The organism is Adonisia turfae CCMR0081 (assembly GCF_011009555.1).
Lineage (GTDB): Bacteria > Cyanobacteriota > Cyanobacteriia > Phormidesmidales > Phormidesmidaceae > Leptothoe > Leptothoe turfae.
Genome location: NZ_QXHD01000003.1, coordinates 227239 through 252746 on the forward strand (window position 1 = coordinate 227239; position 25508 = coordinate 252746).

Annotated in this window: 23 protein-coding genes and 1 pseudogene; 17 read left to right on the forward strand and 7 right to left on the reverse strand. The window is 44.0% G+C overall.

What is annotated here, in order from left to right; all coding sequences use genetic code 11:
- Together DXZ20_RS01750 and DXZ20_RS01755 are read left to right on the forward strand one after the other, a co-directional pair.
- Positions 1-2047 (forward strand): response regulator (locus DXZ20_RS01750; protein ID WP_163696572.1); only part of this gene is annotated, 2047 nt, incomplete at its 5' end.
- 330 nt (positions 2048-2377) lie between these two features.
- On the forward strand, positions 2378-4903 hold the full coding sequence (locus DXZ20_RS01755; protein WP_250565558.1) for a response regulator: 2526 nt from the start codon (positions 2378-2380) through the stop codon (positions 4901-4903).
- Between the two features lie 371 nt (positions 4904-5274).
- Here the strand turns inward: DXZ20_RS01755 and DXZ20_RS37160 are convergent, their stop codons facing one another.
- Positions 5275-5538, reverse strand: coding sequence for a metallophosphoesterase (locus tag DXZ20_RS37160; RefSeq protein WP_250565559.1), 264 nt, complete (start codon positions 5536-5538; stop codon positions 5275-5277).
- A 1310-nt stretch (positions 5539-6848) separates the two neighbouring features.
- Here DXZ20_RS37160 and DXZ20_RS01765 point away from each other — a divergent pair.
- Entirely contained in the window at positions 6849-7334 is a 486-nt protein-coding gene (locus tag DXZ20_RS01765; protein ID WP_163696045.1) for a hypothetical protein, read from the forward strand.
- Positions 7335-7381: 47 nt separating this feature from the next.
- On the opposite strand, the gene DXZ20_RS38410 is transcribed toward DXZ20_RS01765, so the two are convergent.
- Positions 7382-7921, reverse strand: coding sequence for a hypothetical protein (locus tag DXZ20_RS38410; RefSeq protein ID WP_348918531.1), 540 nt, complete (start codon positions 7919-7921; stop codon positions 7382-7384).
- 178 nt (positions 7922-8099) lie between these two features.
- Positions 8100-8462 (reverse strand): DEAD/DEAH box helicase, encoded by a 363-nt coding sequence (locus tag DXZ20_RS38415; RefSeq protein WP_348918532.1) that lies wholly within the window; start codon positions 8460-8462, stop codon positions 8100-8102.
- 844 nt (positions 8463-9306) lie between these two features.
- Between DXZ20_RS38415 and DXZ20_RS01775 the strand changes: the two genes are divergently transcribed.
- Together DXZ20_RS01775 and DXZ20_RS01780 are read left to right on the forward strand one after the other, a co-directional pair.
- Positions 9307-11769 (forward strand): tetratricopeptide repeat protein, encoded by a 2463-nt coding sequence (locus DXZ20_RS01775; RefSeq protein WP_163696047.1) that lies wholly within the window; start codon positions 9307-9309, stop codon positions 11767-11769.
- Positions 11762-12355 (forward strand): tetratricopeptide repeat protein, encoded by a 594-nt coding sequence (locus DXZ20_RS01780; RefSeq protein ID WP_163696049.1) that lies wholly within the window; start codon positions 11762-11764, stop codon positions 12353-12355. Before DXZ20_RS01775 ends, DXZ20_RS01780 begins: the two co-directional genes overlap by 8 nt.
- On the opposite strand, the pseudogene DXZ20_RS01785 reads toward DXZ20_RS01780, so the two are convergent.
- Together DXZ20_RS01785 and DXZ20_RS01790 are read right to left on the reverse strand one after the other, a co-directional pair.
- Positions 12356-12952: pseudogene (locus DXZ20_RS01785) on the reverse strand (IS630 family transposase); the annotation flags it as partial.
- Positions 12953-12974: 22 nt separating this feature from the next.
- Positions 12975-13415, reverse strand: coding sequence for a helix-turn-helix domain-containing protein (locus DXZ20_RS01790; RefSeq protein WP_163696051.1), 441 nt, complete (start codon positions 13413-13415; stop codon positions 12975-12977).
- 77 nt (positions 13416-13492) lie between these two features.
- Here DXZ20_RS01790 and DXZ20_RS01795 point away from each other — a divergent pair, with 77 nt between their 5' ends.
- The gene (locus DXZ20_RS01795) at positions 13493-14275 is read left to right on the forward strand and encodes a tetratricopeptide repeat protein (protein WP_163696053.1); all 783 of its coding nucleotides are present in this window, start codon (positions 13493-13495) and stop codon (positions 14273-14275) included.
- Positions 14276-14326: 51 nt separating this feature from the next.
- Here the strand turns inward: DXZ20_RS01795 and DXZ20_RS01800 are convergent, their stop codons facing one another.
- Positions 14327-15322 (reverse strand): tetratricopeptide repeat protein, encoded by a 996-nt coding sequence (locus tag DXZ20_RS01800; protein WP_163696055.1) that lies wholly within the window; start codon positions 15320-15322, stop codon positions 14327-14329.
- Between the two features lie 57 nt (positions 15323-15379).
- Here DXZ20_RS01800 and DXZ20_RS01805 point away from each other — a divergent pair, with 57 nt between their 5' ends.
- Complete coding sequence (locus DXZ20_RS01805; protein ID WP_250565560.1) at positions 15380-15682, forward strand: transposase; 303 nt, start codon at positions 15380-15382, stop codon at positions 15680-15682.
- A 114-nt stretch (positions 15683-15796) separates the two neighbouring features.
- Here the strand turns inward: DXZ20_RS01805 and DXZ20_RS01810 are convergent, their stop codons facing one another.
- Positions 15797-16387: a tetratricopeptide repeat protein gene (locus DXZ20_RS01810; protein WP_163696058.1), complete on the reverse strand. Its 591-nt coding sequence runs from the start codon at positions 16385-16387 to the stop codon at positions 15797-15799.
- A 290-nt stretch (positions 16388-16677) separates the two neighbouring features.
- Here DXZ20_RS01810 and DXZ20_RS01815 point away from each other — a divergent pair, with 290 nt between their 5' ends.
- From DXZ20_RS01815 to DXZ20_RS01860, 10 genes are all read left to right on the forward strand, one after another.
- Entirely contained in the window at positions 16678-18888 is a 2211-nt protein-coding gene (locus tag DXZ20_RS01815; RefSeq protein ID WP_163696060.1) for a tetratricopeptide repeat protein, read from the forward strand.
- 10 nt (positions 18889-18898) lie between these two features.
- Positions 18899-19057, forward strand: a complete 159-nt coding sequence (locus DXZ20_RS01820) for a hypothetical protein (protein WP_163696062.1) — start codon at positions 18899-18901, stop codon at positions 19055-19057.
- Between the two features lie 20 nt (positions 19058-19077).
- Positions 19078-20382 carry a tetratricopeptide repeat protein gene (locus DXZ20_RS01825; protein ID WP_163696064.1) on the forward strand — a complete coding sequence of 435 codons (1305 nt, stop codon included), beginning with the start codon at positions 19078-19080 and terminating at the stop codon, positions 20380-20382.
- Between the two features lie 23 nt (positions 20383-20405).
- Positions 20406-21338: a tetratricopeptide repeat protein gene (locus DXZ20_RS01830; protein ID WP_163696066.1), complete on the forward strand. Its 933-nt coding sequence runs from the start codon at positions 20406-20408 to the stop codon at positions 21336-21338.
- A 91-nt stretch (positions 21339-21429) separates the two neighbouring features.
- Positions 21430-22248 carry a tetratricopeptide repeat protein gene (locus DXZ20_RS01835; protein WP_163696069.1) on the forward strand — a complete coding sequence of 273 codons (819 nt, stop codon included), beginning with the start codon at positions 21430-21432 and terminating at the stop codon, positions 22246-22248.
- Positions 22249-22257: 9 nt separating this feature from the next.
- Complete coding sequence (locus tag DXZ20_RS01840) at positions 22258-22950, forward strand: tetratricopeptide repeat protein (RefSeq protein WP_348918537.1); 693 nt, start codon at positions 22258-22260, stop codon at positions 22948-22950.
- A 29-nt stretch (positions 22951-22979) separates the two neighbouring features.
- Positions 22980-23999 carry an IS630 family transposase gene (locus DXZ20_RS01845; protein WP_163696073.1) on the forward strand — a complete coding sequence of 340 codons (1020 nt, stop codon included), beginning with the start codon at positions 22980-22982 and terminating at the stop codon, positions 23997-23999.
- 38 nt (positions 24000-24037) lie between these two features.
- The gene (locus DXZ20_RS01850) at positions 24038-24349 is read left to right on the forward strand and encodes a transposase (RefSeq protein ID WP_250565561.1); all 312 of its coding nucleotides are present in this window, start codon (positions 24038-24040) and stop codon (positions 24347-24349) included.
- Positions 24346-24894, forward strand: coding sequence for a transposase (locus DXZ20_RS01855; RefSeq protein WP_163696075.1), 549 nt, complete (start codon positions 24346-24348; stop codon positions 24892-24894). The genes DXZ20_RS01850 and DXZ20_RS01855 overlap by 4 nt, the downstream gene beginning before the upstream one ends.
- Positions 24895-24983: 89 nt before the next feature.
- Positions 24984-25499: a tetratricopeptide repeat protein gene (locus tag DXZ20_RS01860; protein ID WP_284681654.1), complete on the forward strand. Its 516-nt coding sequence runs from the start codon at positions 24984-24986 to the stop codon at positions 25497-25499.
- The last annotated feature ends 9 nt before the right edge of the window (positions 25500-25508 follow it).

Consider the following 25508-nt stretch of genomic DNA (forward strand, 5'->3'; position numbering starts at 1 on the left):
GATTCAGCTGAAAGATCTGGAAATAAAAATGTTGGAAAGGCGAGAGCGAGAAATTGCGATCGCACGGGATGAAGCCCTTGCTGCTGCAGAATCTAAAAGCAATTTTTTGGCCAATATGAGTCATGAGATCCGGACGCCCATGAATGGAATTCTCGGGATGTCCGGGTTACTTCTCGATACTGAACTCACACAGCAACAGCGGAATTTTTCAGAAACAATTTGGAATTGTTGCAATTCGTTGATTACTATTATTAACGATATTCTTGACTTTTCCAAGATCGAGTCCGGCAAGCTTGATCTAGAGGAATGCCCTTTTGAATTACGTACCTGTATTGAGGAGTCCCTTGATCTACTCGCCGCTAGAGCAGCTGAAAAGGGTTTGGAACTTGCCTATATTGCTGACCCCTCCACGCCTACTAGATTCCTAGGGGATGTCACTCGTCTACGCCAGATTTTAGTAAACCTGATTGGTAATGCAGTGAAATTTACCCATGAGGGTGAAGTATTAGTTAAAGTTCGCACAACGCCACTCCAACAATCTTCCATAGAAGATATTGAACTAAAAGACATCAGTCATGCACAGGGTAAAGAATCCCTGGTTACCCTTCATTTTGATATTCAAGATACAGGAATCGGCATTCCTACCGATAAAATGGATCGTCTTTTCAAATCATTTAGTCAGGTTGATGCATCTACTACTCGTCAGTATGGTGGTACAGGCTTGGGGCTAAGCATTAGCAAACAACTCTGTGAACTAATGGGTGGCAAAATGATGGTAACTAGTGTTGTTGGAGAGGGATCGTGTTTCTCGTTTTCGATAGTAGTAGACGCTCTACCCACGCTAGAAAATGAGCAAGTCTCTGATATCGCCCATCAACTTAAAGACAAACGGGTATTGATTGTAGATGATAATGCTACTAATCGTGAGATTTTGACCCTCCAAACTCAGTCCTGGGAAATGCAACCCATCACTGCCCAGTCAGCCTATGAAGCTTTAGGCATCTTAAGTTGTCAGCCTTCCTTTGATGTGGCTATTCTTGATATGCAAATGCCAGAGGTCGATGGCCTGACCCTGGCTCATAAAATTCGTGATCAGGTCTATGGTAAGAAATTACCTCTGATCATGCTCACATCCTTAGGTAGACCTGAGGTTGATCCTAAAGCCCTAGATCAAGCTAAATTTAGTGCTTTTCTAAACAAACCCATTAAACAATCTCATCTTTATGATGCTCTTGCCCAAGTATTTAGTGATCAGCCTATCAAAATACAAAAGTCTATATCTGATCAACAATCTGGACTAGATAGCACTTTGGCTCAAAACCACCCCCTCAGAATATTGGTCGCAGAAGATAATCTGGTCAATCAACAACTTATTCGTCAATGGCTTGATAAACTAGGCTACCGTTCTGATATTGTCGGCAATGGTTACGAAGCCATCGATGCCTTAAAACGGCAGCCCTACGATGTCATTCTAATGGATGTTCATATGCCTGAAATGGATGGACTGACTGCTACAGAGAAAATTTGTGAGCAGTGGTCTACAGCTGACCGGCCTCATATTGTTGCCTTAACTGCCAGTGCCATGAAAGGTGATCGCGATCTATGTATGGCTGCTGGCATGAATGACTACATCAGTAAGCCAATTCATGTTCCAGACTTGATCGCTGTACTAAAAAAAGTAACACCTTTAGAAGTATCTAGTTGTGCTCCTACTTTAGACAGAAACCTACTGGAACCCACCTTAATAGCGTTAGGGGGGGTAGAGTCTGATACATTTTCAGACTTTAAAGAACTATTTATAAGTGAAGCATCAGCCTTAGTCTCAAAAATTGTAGAGGCTATTCAAACCAATAATCATGAACAACTAGAATATACTGCTCACGCCTTAAAATCCAGTAGTGCAGCACTTGGTGGAGTAAGTCTTCAAACGTTGTGCCAAACTCTAGAAAAAACTGGTCGCTACAAAGACCCAATAGATACTAGTTACACTGAGCAAATAACTTCAACGTTTATGACGTTTAAAACAGCGTTAGCAGCATTACAGTAATTTACTGTTTACAGCATCTAATTTCAAACTTCAACAGAAAGGTCTTTTTACCGCTCCATAAAGTAAAACTTATTTCTAGAGTAAGCGACGCTAATTTTTTATTATAAGGACTGCTAGATTATGAAAAGAGTAGCAAAGAAACTTTTGCGCCAGTTTCGGCAAAGTTTAGCATTACGCTACTTAACCATAGCTGGGTCTTGTGCACTCACTACGCAACTGGTTTTTGGGCTAATCCAAGTCCAACGAACTCAAGCACGACAAATCACTAGCTTACGTAATCAGGTAGAAAGCAAAGCTGATTTTCTTAGCGATGTTGTTCCAGAAGCAATCTTGAGCCTCGATCTTTTGTACTTAGAGACATTAATGCAAAAGACTACGGAAGATGTCGACATTGTTTATAGTGTAATTATCAATCAAGAAGGCAAGATCATCACACAATCCCTCGACCATAAGAATTCTTTAGTCAAATCAACAATAGATAAGTCAGGTACTCAAGCTAGTGATACATTAAGTGTCTTACAATCTCTCAGTACTCTACCCCAAATACGCCAGGTAGAAATTCCCATTGAATCACTTGAACAGCCCTTAGGGGAAGTTCGCTTGGGCTATTCACATCAAAGACTACGTCAAGAAAGCATCTTGGCAGTCCTATTCCATGTCAAAATAGCGGCATTGGTAAGTCTGCTATTGGGTCTACTTACGATAGTCCTATTTCATCGGCAAGTACATACCCCTCTTCGAGCATTAAACAAATTTGCCCGATCCTTTGAAGAAGGGAATTTGGAACAACGCATTCAAATTAAATATCCGGATGAAATTGGTCAGGTCAGCCGAGCCCTTAATCAAATGGCTGATCAATTACAGGAAAATTTAGTTGGACTTGCGATCGCACGTGATGAGGCATTGGCTGCTGCCCAATCAAAAAGTGATTTCTTAGCTAACATGAGTCATGAAATCCGTACACCCATGAATGGCATCCTTGGAATGTCTGGTCTATTACTCGACACCGATCTCACCCAGGAACAACGAAATTTTTCAGAAACAATTTGGAACTGTTGTAATTCCTTAATCACTATTATTAATGACATCCTCGATTTTTCTAAAATTGAGTCAGGGAAGCTCGATATGGAAGAGTGCCCATTTGAGCTTCGAACTTGTATTGAGGAATCGCTAGATTTACTTGCCACTAAAGCAGCTGAAAAAAACTTAGAACTTGCTTATCTAGCAGAGCCAGGTATACCTGACCGACTAGTGGGTGATGTCACTCGATTACGCCAAATTTTAGTCAACTTAGTGGGTAACGCAATCAAGTTTACCCACGAAGGAGAAATATTAGTCAAAGTTCATGCCAAGCCTTTTACTACTGCTTCACAAACACATATAGACCAAGATATCGAAAAGGATTATGTAACCATCCATTTTGATGTGCAAGATACAGGTATTGGCATCCCTACCGACAAAATGAACCGTCTCTTCAAATCCTTCAGTCAAGTGGATTCTTCCACTGCACGAAAATACGGTGGTACAGGATTAGGACTTGCTATTAGCAAACAACTTTGTGAACTAATGGGTGGCAATATGAGTGTCACGAGTGTTGTGGGAGAAGGTTCTTGCTTTTCTTTTTCGATTGTTGTTGAAGTACTGCCCTCCTTAGAACTTGACATAGAATCTGAAACACATCAACTCAGAGGAAAACGCGTACTAATTGTGGATGATAATGCCACCAATCGTAAAATGTTGGCTCTTCAAACTCAATCCTGGGATATGCAATCAACAGTAGCCCAGTCTGCCTATGAAGCCCTGGGTATTCTAAGTTGTCATCAAGATTCCTTTGATGTAGCTATTCTTGATATGCAAATGCCGGAAGTGGATGGGCTGACACTTGCTAATGAGATTCGCACTAAACCTTATGGGAAAACTCTCCCTCTGGTAATGTTAACATCTGTGGGAAAACCAGAACTTGCAGAAAATGCTTTGAAGAAAGCTAACTTTCAGGCATTCCTCAATAAACCCATTAAACAATCTCATTTGTATAACGTTCTCAACCAGGTGTTTGTCGATCAGCCTGTCAAGATACAGACACCTGAGGTGACAAATGAGGCGGATTTATATGATAGTACGCTAGCCCAAAAACACCCTCTCCGAATTTTAGTTGCAGAGGACAATCTAGTAAATCAGCAACTGATCCGCCAATGGCTTGGCAAAATGGGTTACCGACCTGATTTAGTCGGTAATGGTTATGAAGCCATCGATGCCCTGAAACGGCAAACCTATGATGTAGTTCTGATGGATGTCCATATGCCTGAAATGGATGGACTGACAGCGACTGCTGAAATCTGTAAACAATGGTCTGTCGACAAACGGCCTTATATTATTGCCTTAACGGCCAATGCAATGAAAGGTGACCGTGAACGGTGTCTAAATGCTGGAATGAATAACTACATTAGTAAACCCATTCATGTTCCAGATTTGGTAAAGGCATTGAAACAAGTGCAACCCTTAGAAACCTCTCACCAAGCTCTTGCCTTAGATATGACAAGACTTGAGTCAACATTAGGCGCATTAGGTGGAGTAGAGTCAGAGGCATTTTCTTCCGTTAGACAACTTTTTATCACCGAAGCATCAACATTAGTCGATAAGATCATTCAAGCCATTAAAACAGGCAATTCTGAACAACTAGAACAAAATGCCCATGCATTAAAATCGAGTAGTGCAGCTTTGGGTGGTGTAATTCTTCAAAACCTATGTCAAGCGTTAGAAAAGTCAGGTAGACAAAGGGAAGTTGTGGATCTAAAGCTATCTGATGAGTTAAATTTAGCATTTTCCAACTTTAAAGCGGCTCTAGCAAGTCTATAAAGGCAATTAAGCGCCCCTGGCTAATAGAGTTAGATGCTGCTGTTAGTAGCTAAAATATGATCTTTTACACACTGATGAGTACATGCGTAAGCATTAACTTTAAGCTGGGGCATCTAACACAATCAGACATCCTTCTACAGTTAGATAAGCTGTCCGACCTTTACCGATAGCAACCTCATGCCCTCCAGTAAATGCACCAAAAGAGGGTAGCGTTAGCCGTTGGAACTGATGCTCATGGTAAAAGCAGGGCAGCCGCAGACTATCAGTAGTAGATTTTAATTACACAACCGGGTGTGTATGGCTACAAATATTCATGTAGCCTTTGGGTAGGTGCTTCAGGCTAACGGGCTCATGGCTGAGCAATAGCTTGCCTAGAGAAACTGAATGATATAGTTCATATTAAAAACAGACTTTAACACTATTCGGTCATGATTACCAACAATTAGGGTAACTTTAGCATCCATCTCTTCCAGGAATTTAGACCAGGCAGTTGCTATTTCAGCCACCATGCCCTGACGAGAGTGGAATAGATCTCCGAGTACAAAAATTTGTTCGGGGTGGACTTTGTTACAGTGCGATCTCAATCGCTTCAATGTTTTGCCATTCACCTGCTGCGCCACTGGGATCCCGGCCATTTGAAACGTTTCTGCCTTACCCAAATGCACATCTGATAGTAGCAAAGTATGATATTTAGGCACATACAAAACCCGTTCTAATAATACCAGTGTCTTTCCCTGTGATAGATCTACCTGGTGCCCGATTCTCATGTCATTTGACATATTTAGTCAACCTACTGAAGGCACCGCATAGTATTCTGATGCCGGTAATAGTATTAATCCTAAACTACTACAGGTAGATAGGATTAACAAAAATATTTGTCCGTGACATCTCTATTAATATGGTGGTTTTACTAGCCTAAGGAGCATTCAATAAACCAAGCTCAAAAAAACTGTTTTATTTGCATTTTAGGCAGTATAAATACAGATTTATCATCATTTCTGGATTTTTTTAAGCCTAAATCATGCCTAAAAGAACTGATAAATGACTAGACTTTACAAAGAAATCAAATATTGCAGTAAACCGTATATTTTCGGATTTCTCTGTTCATGCTCTGTCACTAAAATAACACTATCTAAAACAAATTGCGTAGATAAATTGCATAGGCAACAGACAAACAGCGTAATCGTTTGAATTCACTTTAAGGCATTGCTATTTCGAACTCGGGCATTCTAAGCCTTTAGACTGTATCGGAATTAAAAGAGAGACGAAACTAATCCACAGCTTTATTAAACAAGCATTTCAAACCTTTTTGAGAACCCCCTAAAATCGTTTCATATCAAAATTCACACTGTTTCAAAAAGTCACTTAGCCAACTTATCTCAAGTATCAAGGGCACAGACATGCTTTATCAATAGTCCCAAGACTTTTTCATATTTTTTGTTGCTTACTGTTATCTAATCAAACGTCTATCTTTTTACGAGTCCCAGTTCATCATGAAATCCTCTGTCAGTAATTATTTAAGCTGAGGTTCTACTCTTATTATTATTCCTGACATGAATGAGCAAAGAAGTCTTGAAAGATTATTTCCTTATATCGATGGTGCGTTTCAAACCATACTGGATCAAGCCTTGGTCAATCAGCATATATCCACTAGAGGTTTCTCTGTATTTATTAGGGAGATCACTTAGTGATTCAACAAAAGTTAAGCGAAATTATGTAAGCAATTTGTTGCAGATCTGGTTGTTTTTTCCCATCTCAATGTTCGGCAAAACAGATATCTTATTTAGTGAACCAATGAATAAAACCAGGTTAGTGCATCTACGTTTTTTCTAGTTTATGCTTAATCACAGCTATAGAGCTTTCTATATATCAGGTTGCTATCTATCAATGAATGTTTTCTACCATCAAATTTCATTTGCTAATCATCATATACACTTAAATGACAATGCAAAAGCATGCTCTGATGCAGCGAATTATAGAGCAGTTGTTACCAGAAGAACAATGCTTATTTAGCGAATATCAGATTGAAGCCCTCCATCGATCTGCTCTATCTTTACCTAAAAGAAATCATGCCATCAATGTACGTTTGTCAATTCCTTTCCCAGGAAAAGGAATTTATCTCGTCCTTTTTGCAGGTAAAGAACTCCGTTCAAAAAAACGTCTGCTTGCTGACAGAGACTTTCAGATACTCCCTAGAGTTATTCTTCTTCTTATTTCACTTCTCGGTTGTGCAACTATCTTTGGTCTAGCTTACAGTCAACGCATATTAGCTATCAATAATCAACGTAATGCATCTAGTCTGAATGAATCATCAGACGTAATCCATCCTACCGTCGTGCCTTTCAAATATGATCAAGAGCAATGTGAGACAAGCTTTCGTGAGTGGAGGGATGGTGAATGTATTGATTACGAGCACGACCATACTTTCTAGGTTCAAGTCTAACGCTTATCCACTAAACTACATACTCTCAAAAATAGTTATTTATTAGCAAGTTGATCTTTCAAACGTTCTATACGCTCAAGCAAACTCTCATTAGATAGGCGTGCGCTAAGATGCTCTACTAACAAAGGAAATGCTAAGGGTGAAGGTCGTTGTGTAGTTTTCCACACCACCTTAAACGCCTGTAGCCGTGCCAAAGCTATGCTCAGACGTTCTAGCTCTAGTTGTTGTTCTAGGACTTCCCTCTCTGCCTGGAGTAGCAGTAAGTTATCTGCCTCGTATTTAGAAAAAACCTCGTAAATTAAGGAAGCACTGACTTGGAGTTGGCTACCGGTTTTACGGGATGACGGATATCCTTGAAAGATCAGATTAGACACCTGAGCAATACTGCGAAAGCGTCGCTGGGTCAACTCTGAAATGTTGAGACTGGCTCGAATGTCTTTAACAATATTATTCAAGTTAAAGAAATGAGCCTGGTGGTTTTGAAAGATAGACTCAAAAGAATATCCTTTGGGAGCTAATATTTCAAAATCGTAATCATTGGCAAAGACGGTGAATGTCGCTTTTTTATAGGGCAAAACGATGGGTCCATAGAAATCCTAAGCCCTCATGAGCAAATCTTCCCTCAAAGGGGAATGCATAGAGATGTTGTCCTTAGTTCATGCCACTCATCCAAAATCACGGTCCGTAAGTTACCAAATCGCTGACGCGCCCCTTTGTAGGACAGCGGCACCGATAGAGACTCAGGTGTAGTAATCAAAATCTCATGCAGTTCTTCTTTTGCCGCTCCTTCTGGGATGCTTTAGTATCCCCAGTGCGAGACTCTACCTGGAGTGGCCAGCCCATTGCTGTAATGGGCTTTTGGATGGCTTGTTCAATGTCGCGAGATAGAGCTCGTAGGGGTGTGATGTAGAGTAGCTGTAGGCCGTGACCAGGATTAACCAGCATGTCGGCAATGGGTCCCATGACGGCTGCATAGGTTTTACCGGAGCCAGTAGGTACCTGAATCAGACCACTTTTGCCTGTCAGGTAAGCTTCCCAGGTTTCTTTTTGAAAGGGTAAGGGTTTCCATTTCTGGAGTTTGAACCAGGCCAAAATTGGCGATAGGGTAATTGCCATGGATACTTAACCTGGATGTTAAATGCCTTGCCTACAAACAATTGCCCAGGTCATCCACAAGGAGATGGAAACTCGGATTCTGTGAATTTGGATCGAAATCCTTGTTCTCTCCTCCATTGTCTATCTTCTGTAGTCCCTCTTATCTTCATCCTCCGCCCACTTATGAGACCTTTGCTTTGCCCAGGGTATAGCCATGGCAAAACACTCAAAACCAATGAAATTTCTTACCCCAAACTTACCCCATAAATCGATCTAAATTAGACTTAATAATCACCTAACGCATGTTCTGGTATATGTACATTAAGGGCATAAAAAGCGGATGATGGGACTCGAACCCACGACATTCAGCTTGGGAAGCTGGTGTTCTCGCTATATTTAGCGAGGGTTTCAGGCTTTGCTTTTTGCTTTTATACCAGTTTTATACCAGTTTTGATTTTATAGTTCATTTGTTCGTTAGACGCTCAGCTTTTTAGGCTGAGTGTTTAACCTCGTTTGCTGCAGCGGAAAATTTAAGCGTTGCATTGGTTGATGGTTGAGTAACCTCCTGATCGATTTGGAAGAAAGCATTCGCTAGATAGGAGTTCAGGTAGTAAAGCTGAGAGCATGTTTGCATCAGACTTACAGTCATGTGTTTATGTGCAGTGTTCTCAGAGGCGTGCTAATCCAGATGAGATGGTTTCTATCTGAAATGGCAGCAAGCCAGGTATTTGCTCTGGAATAGAGTTGAAATTATTGGATCTCAGACAGCGTAAGCTATTGAACTATTGCTTTATTATCCTCCAAGCTTGGATGGCTAGAATATCAAAAGGTTTGAAACCTTGAAGCTAAGGTCTAGGTTAGTAGTATGGATCAATCGACAAGCCTGATGCCTCCTGGCCAGACTACGCTATTAAATCTGGATATTGATTCAGCCCGTTTGAAGCAACGGGATATCCCACGCTCACGCCGTGCTCATTACAGGGCAATCACAAATTGGCTTACCAAATATGACCTTTCCATAGCCAAGACAAATAAGGATAAGTTAAAGGGCATTCTTGAAGCATTTCATCATTTTTGTGCCCTAGAAGAATGGACAAATGCCGCCTATCTTCTATATATGCCTCTGAATACCCCCACTCGTGAGGAAGTTCATAACCAACTGTTTACTTGGGGCTATTACAGCGATGTAATTGCACTCTATGAAGAACTGTTAGGTAAAGGTAGCGCAATGCTAGATGCCGTGCTCATGAATGGTTTGGGGGCATCGTATGACGTATTGGGAAACTATGACCGGTCGATTGAGTGCTACCAAAAATGTTTGGCAATCGCTCAAGAATTAAATCATCCAATGATTCAAGCTGAGGCCTTTTGTAACTTGGGCAATGTCCTCAATTCACAAGGTTACTACGGTGAAGCGGCGGAGTACTATCAAAAGTATTTAGCAAGTGCGAAGGAAACCCAAAGTTTTGAGGATGAAGGAAGAGCTCTAAGTTTACTGGGTAGCATCTATGCTGCCATAGGGGAACCTGAAAAAGCGATTAATGTTCTGGAGAAGGGATTAAAAATTGCACAGGATGTCAAAAATTTGGAGGAGGAAGCATCTGCCTGGGGGAATTTGGGGATTGTTTATCAAAACTTAGGCCAGTACTCAAAAGCTACGGAGTATTACCAAAATTATTTACGGATTGCTGAAGAGATTGGCAGCTCATATCATCTGGGAGCTGCTCAAGGCAATATAGGCGAAAATCACTACACTGCTGGAAGGTATGGTGAAGCTATCGATTGTTTTCAGAAATATCTTCGCCTTTCAGAAGATATCGGTAATGAATGGGACAAAGCTTCAGCATTAATCAGCTTAGGCAATGGATATTTAGCAATAGGAGATAGTTCGAAAGCCCTTGAATTGCATCAAGCGAGTTTAAATATTGCACTGCGCTTGAACTCAAAGTCTATTCAGGCAGATGCTTTCAGATTTCTAGGGAAGACCCATCAAGCAATGGATCAGCACAGTGAAGCTGTGGATCTGTTGGGGAAAAGTGTTGTTCTCTTTTCTGAGATTGGCGATCGCAAACGGGAAGCACGTGTCCTAAGTGAGCTAGGGCTTAGTCTTCAGCACTTGGGCAGGTATAAAGGCGCGATCGCAACCTACCAAAAAGGACTTGCGATCGCAAAAAAACTAGAAGCCCCTCAAAGCGAAAGCCAGTTTCTATGCAATCTAGGAGCTGCCTATGATGTGATTGGTGACTATCCAAGGGCGATTGAGTATCAGGAACAAAGTTTAGACCTTGCTCTATCTACTGACGATACTAAGAATCAGGAAATCTCTCTTCATAACTTGGGCCTCACCTACTTTAATCTGTCAGATTACTCAACAGCCCTTGACTATCAACAACGTAGTCTGGATATAGCACAGACAAACGGTAGCCAATATGGAATTTTACAAGCCATGATTGCCCTTGGAACAATTTGGCAGACCATTGGTGACACTGGAAAGGCTTTGTACTATCAAGAAGCTAGTCTGGACCTGGCGAAAACTATTGGAGATCGTCGGCAGGAGTGTAACGCTCTCGGAAATCTAGGGCTAATTTACGATGATCTTGGAGCTTATAAGAAGGCTCTAACCTTTTTTCAACAAAGTCTTCAAATTGCAGAGGAGATCGATAACCGTGAGGATCAGGCGCTTTCTTACGGAAATTTAGGAAATATCCAGTACTACTTGGGCGAGTATATCGAAGCGGCTAAATTCCATGAACAGCATTTAGAGATCGCAAGGGAGCTGGAAGACCCCAGTGGTGAGTCCCAAGCTTTAGGTAATCTAGGTGTGGCGTATGATGCCATGGGGGAGCATAAGAAGGCCATTGATTTATATTATCAAAGTCTTGCCATAGCTAAAGATCTTGGCAATCGTCAAGGTCAAAGTCAATCCCTTGGTAATATTGGCTTTAGCTATTACTGCTTAGGGGATTATCAACGGGCCTATCAGTTTCAATCTCAACATTTAGCGATCGCCGAAGAGATTCAGGATCCTTGGGAAACTAGTAATGCTCTCTGTAACTTGGGGGCAACCTCCATCAAACTGGAACAGTACGTCGAGGCTCAGGAATTTCTAGATGCTTCGTTGTTGCTGTGTGAGGAATTAGGGAATTTACCGACCAAGGCAGAAGTGCTTATGCGGCTGGCAGAATTGGCCTATTGTTTGGGGGATTTCAATCTAGCTCGTGCCAGATGTCGTGAGGCGCTAACGCTTGCAACAGACCTGGAAATCCCCTTGATTGAGGACTGTCAAAAGCTACAAGAGAGCATTGACCAGGAGGAGAACCATGGATAGTATTCTGCCACCTGCCGATGCCATTTTGGAAAAGCTTGAGATTGAGCCGAAGTCAGTCAGAACAATTAAATCCGCTAAAAAACGTAGTCAATATCGGGCTGTAATAAATTGGCTGACGCGCTACAGTTCCTCGGTTGGAGCAGGCAATCTGGAGCAGGTGCGGGGTTGGTTAGAGGCCTTTCATCACCTATGTGAGCTGGAGGCTTGGGAAAAAGGGGCAACCCTACTGTTTAGTCGGTTGGAAACGGAGACCCGTGAGGAACTGCACGATCAGTTGAATATCTGGGGGCATCATACCGAACTTAATCAGGTGTACTCTCGGGTGGCCAATCAGATCTCACCTAAACTGAATGCCATTATCCTCAACTCTCTGGACCGCCTATGGACTGACCTGGGGGACTATGACAAAGCCATTGACTATCATAAACAGAGCTTAGCGATTGATGAAGAGTTGGGCCAAATGCAGGGGGTTGGCGCGTCCCTCGGTAACCTTGGCATTATCTACTCTTCCATCGGGGAATATGAGACTGCGATTCAGTACCATGAGCAGCATCTGAAGGTAGCTCGTAAGATTAAAGATAAGTAGCTAGGCACAATTAATTATTAGATGGTCTAGGGCATAATTACCTGCTTCACTCCGGTCTATCATGCCATCGATAATGGCTTCAGCTAACTCATCTTCGTACTCGAACATGCGACCCGCAAGTTCATGAGTTTTGAGCTGAAGCCACTCGGTCTCAATCGGATTTAATTCAGAGCAATACGACGGCAAGAAGACAATCACCAAACCTTGAGAGCGCCATCTCCCCCAGCGTTCTTTGACGACCCGGCTTTTGTGAATTGAGCCGTTATCTTGAACAACGATGGTTAAGCGCTGGGTTTCAACAAAGGTGCGCTCTGCCTTGGCCGCGATCTGGTCCATGACCGCCATATAGCGTTGTGAATCAATGCTCCCAACCGCCAAGGCATACTCAAAGCTCTCCTGGGGATCCCAAACCCCTAAAATGCTCACCCGTTGTCCCCGACGGGACGTTTGTTCCAATCGTTTTTGAGTGCCGATGCGAACATAACTGTAACTGACAGCGGACCATTGTGCACACCCGGTTTCATCGAGATACTTCACCTCAATCTGGCCAGCCTCGGCTAGAGTCTCAAGGATAGCGAGGTGCTTTTGAGCGAGCGCTTTAGCGGTCGCATCCTGACGGTTAAGATGGCTGTGACGGGTCCGTTTCCAACGAAATCTTTTTTTTCAACAGACGACGAATCCGATCGGCGCTGAGCGTCACCTTCCGGTCTTGCTCTAGCTTGACCGATAACTGACGACTATTGTAGGTCCGTTCATCGTTGGTTACACAGGCTTCTAGATAATCAAGGTCAGCCGGTTGCCAAGTCGGTTTACGGCCTCGACCTTTCGATTCCCAAAGACCACACAAACCATCTGTTTTCCAGTGCTTAATCGTCGTTCGGATGGTATGTTCGTGACAGTTAAACACCTCGGCTAGCGCCGGAGCATTCCAGCCGGATGCATTGAGGAGAATGATATGAGCCCGATCTCGAACCCGATAAGGCACCATCCCTGCCTTGCGTAACTCGGATAGGGTCTCGATTTCGTTGGCGGTCAAAATGGCTCGCAGAGCAGCTGGCATCGCTAAAGGTAATTCATCATCTTTTCTATCTTATAGATAATTACACTGATCTACTTATTCCTGGGGAAGGAAATGCTTTGGGTGGTTTGGGGCTGGCCCATTTAGCCCTGGGCCACATGCGTAAAGCGCTGCACTGTCATCGACAACATTTGAAACTGGCCAAGACTAGCGGTGATTTGCAGGGGCAGGCGATCTCAACTGGCAGTATTGCCAATGTTTATCTATCTCAGGGGGACCTGGAGCGTACCCTGGACTTTTGTGGCCAGAGTTTGGCACTGTCCAGGGAAATTGGCTATCGACAGGGGGAGTTAAACGGATTGGGGACCCTCGCCAATATTCATTTAGAAGCTGATGATATTGAAACAGCGATTGGATATTACCAGGAGGTTCTGGAGATTGCTGAGGAATTGCGAAGTCGTCAAACTCAAGGAATTGCTCTGCTAGGGTTAGGGGTGGCCCACAGTGAGTTGGAGGACTATGAGACGGCTTGGGACTATCTACGTCGCAGCTTTGCGATCGCGCAGGATATGGACGATTATTCTGGGCAGGCATCAGCCATGAGTAATATGGGGCTGGTGCTCACTAGCCTGGAGCAGTACGACGAGGCTCAAACTTGTTTAGAGGCGGCAGCCACTATGCTCAGTCAATTGGGAGAGCCCTATGGTGAAGCGATGACTCTGCGAGGACTGGCTGAACTACATGGTCAATTAGAGCAGTATGAGGTGGCTCTGAACTATTGCAACCGAGCGTTGGCATTGGCTAAGAAATGGGGGCTGGAGATTGCAGAAGACTGTGCTCAACTCCAGCAGGAACTAAAAATCTCAGTTATTCACACACCCAGCTCAAACACTTTGCTTTAAAGTTTGAATCTTTTTTATCAGTATTCTCCTTTTTGGCTAATCTAAAAGTGATTATTGCTGATTTTTATAAATGTTTTCCATGTCTTGTTGAATGAGCGATATCTGCTCACTCACTTCATTGACCTTTTCATGCTGCTCTAACGCTTCATAAGCGCTAACAAGATGCTTGAGAACTTCCATTTCATGTTCATAATCGCCAGTCTCACGGATAACGCTTAAGCTTTGTTGATATGCATTGATTGCTTTTAGCTCATCTCCTAGAGAGTAATACGCTATCCCTACACCTCTAAGTGCAAATGCCTCTACTTTCCTATCATTTACCCTCTTGGAAAGTTCTGCTAACTTCTGATAAGACTCAGCTGCAGGTAAATACATTTCCAAAGCTAAAAAAGAGTTTCCAATTTGCATAATAGCCTTGCATTTACCGTCTAAATCATTGATGCGTTCTGCAGTAGCTAAGTGCTGTAAGGAATATCCAATGGCTTTTTGATAGTGCCCTACTTGAAAAAACGCATGGCTCAGATTTCCAAGTGTAGTGCTATGTAATACTGGGCTATTAATTTGTTGGCTAATAGATAAACCCTTTTGATAACAGTCAAATGCTTGAAGGAATTGCTCTGTATGCAAATAGATGCTTCCTAAACTAGACCATGCTCTTGCTTCACCGTCATGATTTCCAACCGTTTGTGCATTGTGTAAACTTTTCTGGTACTGAATAAGAGCCTGGTGATAATTTCCTAAACTGAAATAGACATTACCTAGTCCAAGAAATGTTGAACCTGCTCCCCGGCGTTCTCCTAATTCTTCTTCAATAGAGAGAGCATCTTGATAGTACTGAAGAGCTTGAGAATACTTTTTTAAGTAGAAATAAGTGTCACCCAAATGTGTTAAGGCTGTTGCTTCACCATTTCGATCTTCTATTTTTCTTGCAAGGATTAGCCACTCTTCGAAATGCTTAAGTGCTTGTAAGTGTTTACCAGTTGCGTTATAGATGGCTCCTAGATTTCCTATTGTTCTTCCTTCTTCAGGGCACCTCGATAAATCCAAAAATGGAGTCTCAATATGAGATCATGATCAGAGATTAGGTTGATAGGGAATCATCTGATGGGACAACAAGGATTTTGGGATGTTGAGACGCGTCATCAAAAACTGGAATCCAAGAAAGATCTGTTGATCTGCCTGGATGAGATGATTCCATGGGATGAGTTTCGAGAGATGTTAGAAAGCGTCTATGCGCAGCCCCGAAAGCGTAAAGCAGGTCGCCCCCGGATAGATGTCATCGTGATGTTTAAGCTATTGATACTGCAACAGCTTTACAGGGCACTCGGCAACAATTTAACCATTTCAGACCTGAACTGCTTAACGCTAAAGCGACAGAGCGGCAGCAACGTTATCACACATTGTTGACTATTGTTGGAACGCTTCTTGTGCCCCTACGTCCTCATCGCTGTGAGCCGAGAGTCCTCAAGCGTAGGCCCAAACCCTTCCCCAGGATGCAGCAACCGCGTTCAGTTCTCAAAGCTAAACTAGTGGCTTGATTCGACCTACGTCAGTGACATTCTGCTTTAGGGATTCTGTTTGATTGCCAATTGCAAAATAAACATTGCCGAGACCGAGTAAAGCACTTCCTTTGAGTTTGGAATTGCTTCCAGCAAGTTTTACCTGTTTAGTATGATATTCAATAGCGTGAGAATATTGCCCAAGATTATAGTAAGCATTCCCTAACTCATTTCGGTAAATCGAATCAAGAACTTTATCGACTTTGCCCAACAGCTTTTCATAAAGAACAACTTTCTCTTGATGATATCCCCACCGACCGAGTCTAAGGCTAAGGGAAAGACCTTCGTCCTCAGGACTGCTGTAGTATTGAAGCGAGCGAATTTGATTGGCTTTAACCCATTCCTCTGCTTGGCATAGATGATTAAAAGCTTCTAAATAACCTTTAAGGTTTTCCAAATTAGAAGCTTCTGTCGGAGGCTGGTATTTCGTAAGCCAATTGACAACAGCTCGAAAATGGGTGCGTTTCCAGTGAGATTTGATAGCTTTGAGTTGTTCGGGGGCAATTCCAAGGGTTATGAGCAAAGATTCACCAGCAGCTATAGAGTTATGCATTATCCTTAGCTAGTTTCTTAAGATTTTCTAATGGTGTGGCCCTAATGCAAATTGTGTTGCCTGTATAGGTATAGCGCTGGCTATCAACAGGGTGACAGCTCCAATAGGTTTAGATGCCAATATCGCTTTTGTCATTCATTTGTGTATTTTAGCTTGATGCTATTTTTTATTAGATTATTTTGTAGGAAAGGTTTAAACTTAGAAGACTTATAGGAATTAAGAACATAAAAGGTTGAACCTGGCTATAGTGGGAACTGCAAATCCTTATTAGAACTTGAGCTAGCTTCCTTATGGCGGAGTCGCTGCTACCTCCACCACTGCCAAGATTAGCTTTGTTAGGGATCACGCCTGACAATGTGCGGTATGTAGAGCCCCGTAGTCGTCGTACCCATTGCCGGGCAGTGATGAATTGGCTGACTAAATATGAGCCAGTGGCTGATGCCACTAATCTAGAGCAGGTCAAAGGCTATCTTGAGGCGTTTTACCATCTGTGTGAGATGGGTGAGTATGAACGGGCGGTCAGTTTGATCTCCACCAAGCTAAATACGGCGGCGGATGCTCATCTGCACTATCAGCTGAAGATTTGGGGCTATTCCCAAGAACGAATTGACCTCTACGAAGCGGTGATTGATCATGTGAACCCTCAGTGGAATGGAATGTTTCTGCATTTTCTGGGGACGACCCACTACACCCAGGGGAATTACCAGGAAGCCAAGAGGTGTTGCGATCGCAGCCTACAAATCACCCAAGAAGCCGGAAATGAAATAGATCGAGGCATGGTGCTCAGCAGCCTGGGAGATATCTACTATGCCCTGGGAGACTACGATCAGGCCATTGACCATCAGGAGCAGTGGTTAGACATTGCTCAGCAGGAGGGTGTTCGAGCAGGCGAGGGCATTGCTCTGGGCAGTCTTGGTAACATTTATGAGTCTAAAGGAGAGTATGCCAGGGCGATTAATTACCATCAACAACATCTAGCCATTGCCCATGAAATGGCGGATCTGGAGATGGAAGGGACAGCCCTGGGTAATCTGGGTAGTTGTTATCACTCTCTGGGAGACTATGATCAGGCTAAAAACTATCATCAACAACATATCACTCTGGCCCAGGAGATTGGTAATCGTCAAGGAGAAAGTAATGCGTTAGCAGGGCTAGGGAGTGCTTGTTACAGTTTGGGCGAGTATGGCGATGCCAAAACCTACTTTGAGCAACAGCGGCAGATTGCCCAGGATATTAAGGATGCAGTGAGTGAGGGGAATGCCTTAGGTGGCCTGGGGAATGTATGCTTTGCCACCGGAGACTATGACAATGCCCTCAGATTTCATCGACAGCATCTATCCATTGTGCAGAATCTGGGGCATCAACAAAGTACTCTCCATGCCCTGGGAGACTTAGGGAATATCTACAGTGCCATTGGTCAATATGGGCAGGCGGCTGACTACTATCGACAACAATTAACCATTGCCCAGGATATTGGAGACTCCCTGGGAGAAAGTGTGGCCCATGGCAACTTGGGGGTGGTTGACCATGCCCTAGGTAACTATGGGGATGCACTACAGGCGATTGAGCGGCAGCTCGTGATTGTTCGGCGAATAGGGGATCGCTATCGAGAGGGTCAAGCGCTGGGGAATCTGGGGAATGTTTATCGCTCTACAGGTAATACCCCCAGGGCAATTGAATGCTTTGAACAGGCGATCAGTATTGCTAAGGAATTGGGGGATAAGCCGGGTGAGGCTAATGCCTTTGGTTATTTGGGGAATCTGTTTTATGCTCTGGGCCAGTTCCCAAAAGCGCTTGATCATTACCAGCGACATTGGAGCCTGGCTAAAGCCTTGGGGGATCTCCCTGGTGAGAGTCGGGCGCTAGGAGAATTGGGCAGTGTGCATCTAAAGCTGGGCAACTATGAGCTAGCGCTAGAGTATCATCTGCAAAACCTGGAGTTAACCAGGCGCATGGGAGATGTTGCCGGGGAAGGTGCCACCCTGGGTAATATTGGCAATGTGTACGATCAAATGCATGACTATGCTCGGGCAATCACCTATCATCAGCAGGATTTAGAGATCGCGCGGCAGATTGGTGAACGACGGGCGGAGGAAGGGGCGTTGGTGAATTTGGCCAATGCTCAGAGTGAATCAGGGTCTTGGCATGAGGCAGCTGAAAATTATCAGCAGGCCTTGGCCATTGCACAAGAAATAGGCGATCCTTGGGGCGAGGGCCTAACCCTATCGAATTTGGGTGAGACGCTGACTAAGCTAGGGCAGTATGACGAGGCTTTGGAAATGCTACAGACGGGTCTCAAAATTATCAAAGAGCAGCAGGCGCAATCGCTGGAAGCATCAGCCTATCAATATTTAGGGATGCTATATCAGGCGATGGGGGATAGTCAGCGGGCGGCTAATTATTTTGACCAGGCCATTGCGCTATCAACTGAATTAGAGATGCCTTTAGAGGAGGAATGCCGACAGCTGCGAGCGGCTTTACTGTCCCAGGTGAAGGAGTGAAAGATCAGCCATGGCCCAATTCTCCGTTCCTTCCCAAAGTATTTCAATTGAGTCAGAGCAGCGGGTTTTGCCAGAGTTTTCTGATCTGTTGTTAGAGCTAGAGATTGATCCGGAACAGGTAAAAATGTACGACCTCGCAGTCGGCGGAGCCATTACCGAGCTGTCTTAAACTGGTTAAGGACTCCCCAGATGAGGAGCAAAGGTTCAAACCTGGCCTCTATCCAGGGAGCATTAGAAGCGTTTGAGCATCTCTGCAATTTAGAAGAGTGGCAAAAGGCAGGAGACTTATTGTCTGTTGAATTGAGGACGCCTACTGAGGAACAGTTACATATTCAATTAGAGACTTGGGGGCATGACAGAGAGCGTATAGAACTTTTCAGCCGAATCTTAGGAAAGTTGGATGAGGATTGGGACAGCATTTGGCTGAATGGTTTAGGCAATTCCTACTTCAGTCAAGGAGACTATGAAAAAGCATTGGTGTATCACCAACAGCAGTTAGAGATCGCACAGCGAGCGGAGGATTTAGAACGCCAGGGTGTAGCCTATCGTGGTTTGGGAAATATCTATGAAGCCCAGGGCAGGTATGCGGATGCGATCGCAGCCTATGAAACCTATTTATCATTGAGTCAGCAAGCGGAGGATATTGCTGGGGAAGCGACGGCGCTATCTAATCTTGGTATTGTTTATGATTCCCAGAGTCAGTTTCAAGCTGCAATTGATGCTTATCAGTATAGTTTGGAAATTATCGAAACGCTGGAAACCAAACAGGATACCTGGATAGATCACTCAAACATATTGGGCGGATTGGGGAATGCCTATTATTCTCTGGGACAGTATCAGCAGGTCTTGGACTATCATCAGCAGGTTTTGTCGATTGCCGAAGCGATGGAGGATAAGCCTGGCCAGGGAGCGGCTTGGGGCAACCTGGGCAATGTCTACTATGACTTGGCAGACTATGATCAGGCGGTAGAGGCCCATGAAAAGGCTTTGGCGATTGCCAAGGACATTGGCGATCGTGAAGCAGAAGCGACTGCCTTAGGTAATTTGGGCAACGTCTATGATGCGTTTGGAAACTATGGGAAAGCCGTACGACTGCAGCAGCAGATGCTATCCATAACCCGGACAATTGGCGATCGCAATGGTGAACACAAAGCACTGGGTAATTTGGGCGCAACCTACTATATCCAAGGCCAGTATCAGGAATCCCTCAACTATCATCAACAGTATCTCGCTCTGGCCGAGGAACTGGGTATTCCTCAAAGCCAGGGTAAGGCCTATGGCAATTTGGGAAGTACTTATGAATCTCTGGGTAATTACGATAAAGCCCTTGACTATCATCAGAAACATTTAGCACTTGCTCAACAGATTGGTGATCGCGAAGGAGAAGGCACAGCCCTCACTAATTTAGGGAATGTCTATTTTTCATTGGCAGAGTATGAAATAGGGATAGATTATCTTCAGCAATCCTTTTTTCATTGGCAGAGTATGAAATAGGGATAGATTATCTTCAGCAATCCTTGAAAATTTGTGTTGAGATTGGCGATCGCTTAGGGGAAGCGACAGCGCTCGGTAATTTGGGAAATCTCTATGCCGAGCAGGGAGATTATGGCCAGGCATTAGACTATTACCAGCAGCATTTGGAGTTAGCACAACAGATTAAAGATGTGGCAGGACAACAACGTGCTTTGAGTAATTTGGGCATGCTTTATGAGTCTTGGGGAGAGTATAGCCAGGCGATAAATTGTTATCAACAAAGTCTAGCGTTAGCTGAGCAGTTAGAGAGTAAATCTGGAATAGCAACAGCGCTGGGGGCACTAAGTACTGTGGCGTTACATCTTGGCAAAATGTCAGAAGCCTTGGAGTATGGACAGCAGGCATTAGCTCAGGCTAAGCAGACAGAAGAACCGAATGCTGAGGGAACTGCCTGGGGAGATCTCGGCAATGTCTATGCTGAGTTACAGGATTATGAGCAAGCACTAGACTGTCATAATCGGCATTTATCGCTGGCCCAGGAAAATGAGGATTTAGATGGTCAAGCTATGGCATTTGGGAACTTAGCGAACTGCTATGATTCTTTGGAGCAGTACGAATTGGCCATTGACTATCATGGGAAGCTATTAGAGATCGCACGGGATCTGGGAAATCCAGAACACGAAGGCATGGCGTTGTGTAATTTAGGTGTGACGTATCTGAACTTGGAAAACTATGATGCTGCATTGGTGCAGTTAGGTGCAGCTTTGCAGGTATCGGAACGTATTGAGAATTATCCCACGGTTGTCAATGTATTGTTTAATTTGGCTGAGGTGCATCAAAAGCTTGAAAACTGGGATGTTGCTATTGATTATTATGAGCGATTGCAAAAGTTAGCCATGCAGATGGAGATTCCACTTGTAGAAGAGTGCCAACACCTACACTCTGAATTGATTGCTGCTCAAGAAAGTCACCGTTAATTTTTCTAAAGGGAAAGTACTTTGCGAATCTTTTAATCTAGTGAGCAGTTAATGGAGCAGTGACGATAGTGGTGGAATATATATCCTGAAAATGGTTCAAAATTCGTTATCTGATTATGATGTAACCGCTGCTGGTCAGGAGCTTTTTCCGCAAATCAAGCGGTTACTGTTAAAGGATGGGAAAAGACCTTCTGCTAAGAGAAGATCCCATGTTACAGCAATCAGAAACTGGTTATGTCACTATGCAGCACCTCGCGAAGCACCTAATTTAGAACGTATCCGGGGATATTTAGAAGCGTTTTTTCATCTATGTGAGATCGATCAATGGCAAGAATCGGCCAATTTGCTGTTACTCCAGCTTTATCCTGATAGGGATGACAACCTGTCATCCCAGCTTGATGTATGGGGATATTATCAAGAACAATTAAAACTCTTTCAGCAGTTGCTGGGTAAGTTAGAACAGTCACGAGAGGTGTGGATTTTACGAGGTGTGGGCAATGCTCTGAGTTCCCTTGGAAATTATCAGCAGGCTATTGGGGTTTATGAGCAAAGCCTACAAATGGCCCAAGTCTGTGAGGATATGTATGGTCAGGCTTGTGCCCTTGGTAACTTAGGCAATGCCTGTGAAGCATTAGGAAACTATAACGATGCCATTGATCGGCATAATGAGAGTCTGCAAATCTTTCAAGAGATTTCTGAACCAGAAGAAGAGGCCAAGGCACTTGGAAACTTAGGGATTGCCTATGACTCTCTGGGAGAATACACAACAGCCCTTGACTATCTTGAAAAGCAGTTGGAGTTATCGGAGAAAATCAATGACGTTCGCCAGCAAAGCACGGCTTTAGGCAGTCTGGGTAATGTTTATCAGGTATTGGGTGACTATCAGAAATGTATCGAGTTGCAAGAGTAGAAGTTAGAGATTGATCGTGATGTGGGTGATCGATATGGGGAGGGTTCTGCTTACAGTAACTTGGGAAATGCTTACTATTCATTAGGAGAGTATGCTAGGGCTCAGGAGTTTCATGAGCAGCATTTAGCAATTGCTGAAGAGATTGGCGATCAGTATGGGCGGCAGACGAGCTTTACTAACCTGGGTTTAGTGAGTTATGCGTTAGGACGGTATGAAGAGGCTATTGTCTCACATCAGAAAAGTTTAGGACTGGCCCAGAAATTGGGCAATCGTCTCGGGGAGGCCAGTGCCTTTGGCAATATAGGTCTGGTTTATATTGCCAAAGGGGACTATGAAACAGCTTTGACATTTCTACAACCACATCTGGAACGTTCCCAGGAAATTGGAGATCAGTATGGGGAAGGCATTGCCCTCAAGAATTTAGGTCATGTCTATGGGGCTTTGGGGGATGTATCGAAAGCGTTGGAATGTTTTCAAGATAGTTTGCAGGTGGCCAAAAAGATTGGGGATTTGCCTGGTGAAGCAGCGACACAAGGCAGTTTGGGTAACTTCTATTTTAGTTTGGGTAACTATGAGGAGGCGATAGAGGCTCACCAGAGGCATCTTGAAATTGCAAAACGGACTGGGCGCAGATATGCGGAAGGAACGGCTTTAACGAATTTAGCCAGTGCTACCAATTTTCGATACATAAGCTACAAATAGAGTAGAGGAAATCAATGGAAGTCATCCCCATGGCCAGACCCCTTAAACTCGATATTAAAGAATCTGTCGAGGACTTGAAAATACTCTTGGGAAAACAACAAACCGGCCAAGGGAAAGAACGTATACAAGCCCTATATCTACTGAAATTAGGTGATATCAAAACAGTCACTGCCTTGGCGACTGTATTAGGCCGTCATCGCGTGACGGTACAGGATTGGTTGGCTCGCTATCGAGCCGGTGGACTCACAAACTTGTTGAGTGAGAAACCGACGACGGGAGGTCGTAAATGTTCTATACCTCCCTGGGCAGTCAAGGCCTTACGTGAGCGATTGAGGGAACCTCAAGGGTTTAATAGCTATGAGGCAATTCAACAATGGCTGTATAACACGTTGGGGGTGAAGGCCTCCTATTCGGCGGTTTATCGGTTAGCCCATTACAAGCTGAAAGCTAAGTTGAAAGTTGCCAAACGCCAAAGCCCAAAACAAGACCCCGAGAAAGTAAAACAGTTTAGGACGTATCTCGGTGATGACTTGACGGTATTGAACAGATTTTGCCAAGAGCAATTAACCCCGAGTGATCGACCGGTTCGGTTTTGGCTTCAGGACGAAACCAGGTGGAATTTGACCAGTATTTGCCGACGTTTAATTACGACCACAGGTGTCAAACCCGTTGCCCCCTTTCAATGGAAATGCGATGGCTACTGGTTGTACGGCCTGGTAGACCCGTTGAGTGGAGATCAGTTTTATTATGAATTCTCTCATCTCGACCGAGTTTGTTTCCAACAGTATTTAAGGTTATTTGCTCAGACGTATTCTGATGAGTGGCACATCATTCAGTTAGACCAAGCTTCTGCCCATACAGCCAAGGCACTCAAAATACCCGAGAATATCATTTTGATGTTTCAACCCAGTCATGCACCAGAACTTAATCCGATTGAGCGGTTGTGGGAACATTTGAAAGATGCCATGGCATGGCAATTGTTTGAGACTGTTGAAAACTTACGACATCACGTTCGAAACCTCCTAGAGAGCCCATTTGAGATCTTTTAGCAATTACGCGAAAATGCTAAGTAGTGTCTACTCCAGGTATGATGGCATATTCAAGCAGTCTGACTGATGCAGAATGGGACATCCTAGAACCACTGTTGCCCGAGGTGTTGCCCCCAAGGAAGAAGACTCGTCCTCCAGAATGGAGTTATCGAGACATCATTGATGGCATGCTGTATCGCCTCAAGAATGGCTGTAATTGGGAAGACTTGCCCAAAGATCTGCCCCCCTATTCAACGGTCTACTGGCACTACAAACAGTGGCGGGATGCCGGAACGATAGAGAGGTTGATGACGATTCTGCACGCACAGGTGCGTGCCCAGGTTAAAAAAAACCGAAATGGACCACATTGATCATCATTGACTCTCAAGCGGTGAAGAATACCTGCAACGCCAGTATCGAAACCAAAGGATTCTGTGTCTACAAAGCAACGAATGGCATCAAACGGCATCTCGCGATTGATACACTTGGATTTCCCTTCTTTACCCTGTGTACCCCAGCCAATGTGTCTGACGATGCGGGGCTGCTTGAGTTGTTCACCATCAACATCGACTATTTCCGCTCAAAACCCGTCAATATTCCAAAGATTACTATCTTGGTAGACCATGGCTACCATCCGGATACGCTGATACCTGCACTCGAAGCGGTGTATCCACAGATCATGCGAAAAATCAGATTTGAGCGGTCATCCAAACCCTCCAAAGCCGAGAAAGCCGCCGCCGGTAAGACAGGCTTCGTCCCCGTTGCGGCCCGTTGGATTGTCGAGCGTTCCAATGCCTGGATGGAACGCTGCAAGCGTTTAGCCAAGAACTTTGAGAGAACCTTGTCTCATGCCAATGCTCTAATTAATCTATGTTTTGTTAGACTCATGCTCAAGCGGCTTGCAGTCAATGCTTAGAGATCTCAAATCAGTTCTAGAGAATTTGATTACAGATATTGTGAAGTCTTTGACAGGATGGGATTATATTTTAGATGCCCTATTTGTAGCTGGCATTTCGTAAAACGGTAGCCTACACTGCGATGATGGACTATGAGCAGGCGCTTACTGCCTATCAAGAGGCGTTGGATATTGCCAGGGACATTGGTGATATCCATAGTGAGGGTCTGACATTAGGGAATTTGGGGAATGTTTATGAGGATTTAGAGGAGTACGAAAAGGCCCTGGAGGTTTATCAGGCAAGCTTCCGAATTTCTGAGGATCTGGGGGATCAGCATGGGATTGCTTCGGCCCTGGCAAATATGGGAAGTGTTTTTCTGGTGACTGAAAACTATGAGGAAGCTGAGGAGTATTTGCTATCAGCCATAGAGATTTTTGAGGATATTAAGCAGCTTTCTGCTGAGGCGATTACGGCCCATAAGCTGGCGATTGTTTATTTCTCGGTAGAGCTGTATGAGTCAGCTCTGGAATATTGTGATAGAGCCATTGATCTTGCTGCTCAAACAAGTCTTCCTTTAATTGAGGACTCTAGAAGGCTGAGGGAAATGATCGAGCAAGCTGAATAAGGTTTCAGA

Excerpts from the sequence above, each read along its gene's own strand:
- DXZ20_RS01780 (WP_163696049.1), top strand. The coding sequence starts at position 11,762 with ATGGATAGTATTCTGCCACCTGCCGATGCCATTTTGGAAAAGCTTGAG.
- DXZ20_RS01825 (WP_163696064.1), top strand. The coding sequence starts at position 19,078 with ATGAGGAGCAAAGGTTCAAACCTGGCCTCTATCCAGGGAGCATTAGAA.
- DXZ20_RS01845 (WP_163696073.1), top strand. The coding sequence starts at position 22,980 with ATGGCCAGACCCCTTAAACTCGATATTAAAGAATCTGTCGAGGACTTG.
- DXZ20_RS01765 (WP_163696045.1), top strand. The coding sequence starts at position 6,849 with ATGCAAAAGCATGCTCTGATGCAGCGAATTATAGAGCAGTTGTTACCA.
- DXZ20_RS37160 (WP_250565559.1), bottom strand. The coding sequence starts at position 5,538 with ATGGCCGGGATCCCAGTGGCGCAGCAGGTGAATGGCAAAACATTGAAG.
- DXZ20_RS01835 (WP_163696069.1), top strand. The coding sequence starts at position 21,430 with ATGGTTCAAAATTCGTTATCTGATTATGATGTAACCGCTGCTGGTCAG.
- DXZ20_RS01850 (WP_250565561.1), top strand. The coding sequence starts at position 24,038 with ATGATGGCATATTCAAGCAGTCTGACTGATGCAGAATGGGACATCCTA.
- DXZ20_RS01810 (WP_163696058.1), bottom strand. The coding sequence starts at position 16,387 with ATGCATAACTCTATAGCTGCTGGTGAATCTTTGCTCATAACCCTTGGA.
- DXZ20_RS01790 (WP_163696051.1), bottom strand. The coding sequence starts at position 13,415 with ATGCCAGCTGCTCTGCGAGCCATTTTGACCGCCAACGAAATCGAGACC.
- DXZ20_RS01820 (WP_163696062.1), top strand. The coding sequence starts at position 18,899 with ATGGCCCAATTCTCCGTTCCTTCCCAAAGTATTTCAATTGAGTCAGAG.
- DXZ20_RS01775 (WP_163696047.1), top strand. The coding sequence starts at position 9,307 with ATGGATCAATCGACAAGCCTGATGCCTCCTGGCCAGACTACGCTATTA.
- DXZ20_RS38415 (WP_348918532.1), bottom strand. The coding sequence starts at position 8,462 with ATGGCAATTACCCTATCGCCAATTTTGGCCTGGTTCAAACTCCAGAAA.
- DXZ20_RS01815 (WP_163696060.1), top strand. The coding sequence starts at position 16,678 with ATGGCGGAGTCGCTGCTACCTCCACCACTGCCAAGATTAGCTTTGTTA.
- DXZ20_RS01805 (WP_250565560.1), top strand. The coding sequence starts at position 15,380 with ATGGGACAACAAGGATTTTGGGATGTTGAGACGCGTCATCAAAAACTG.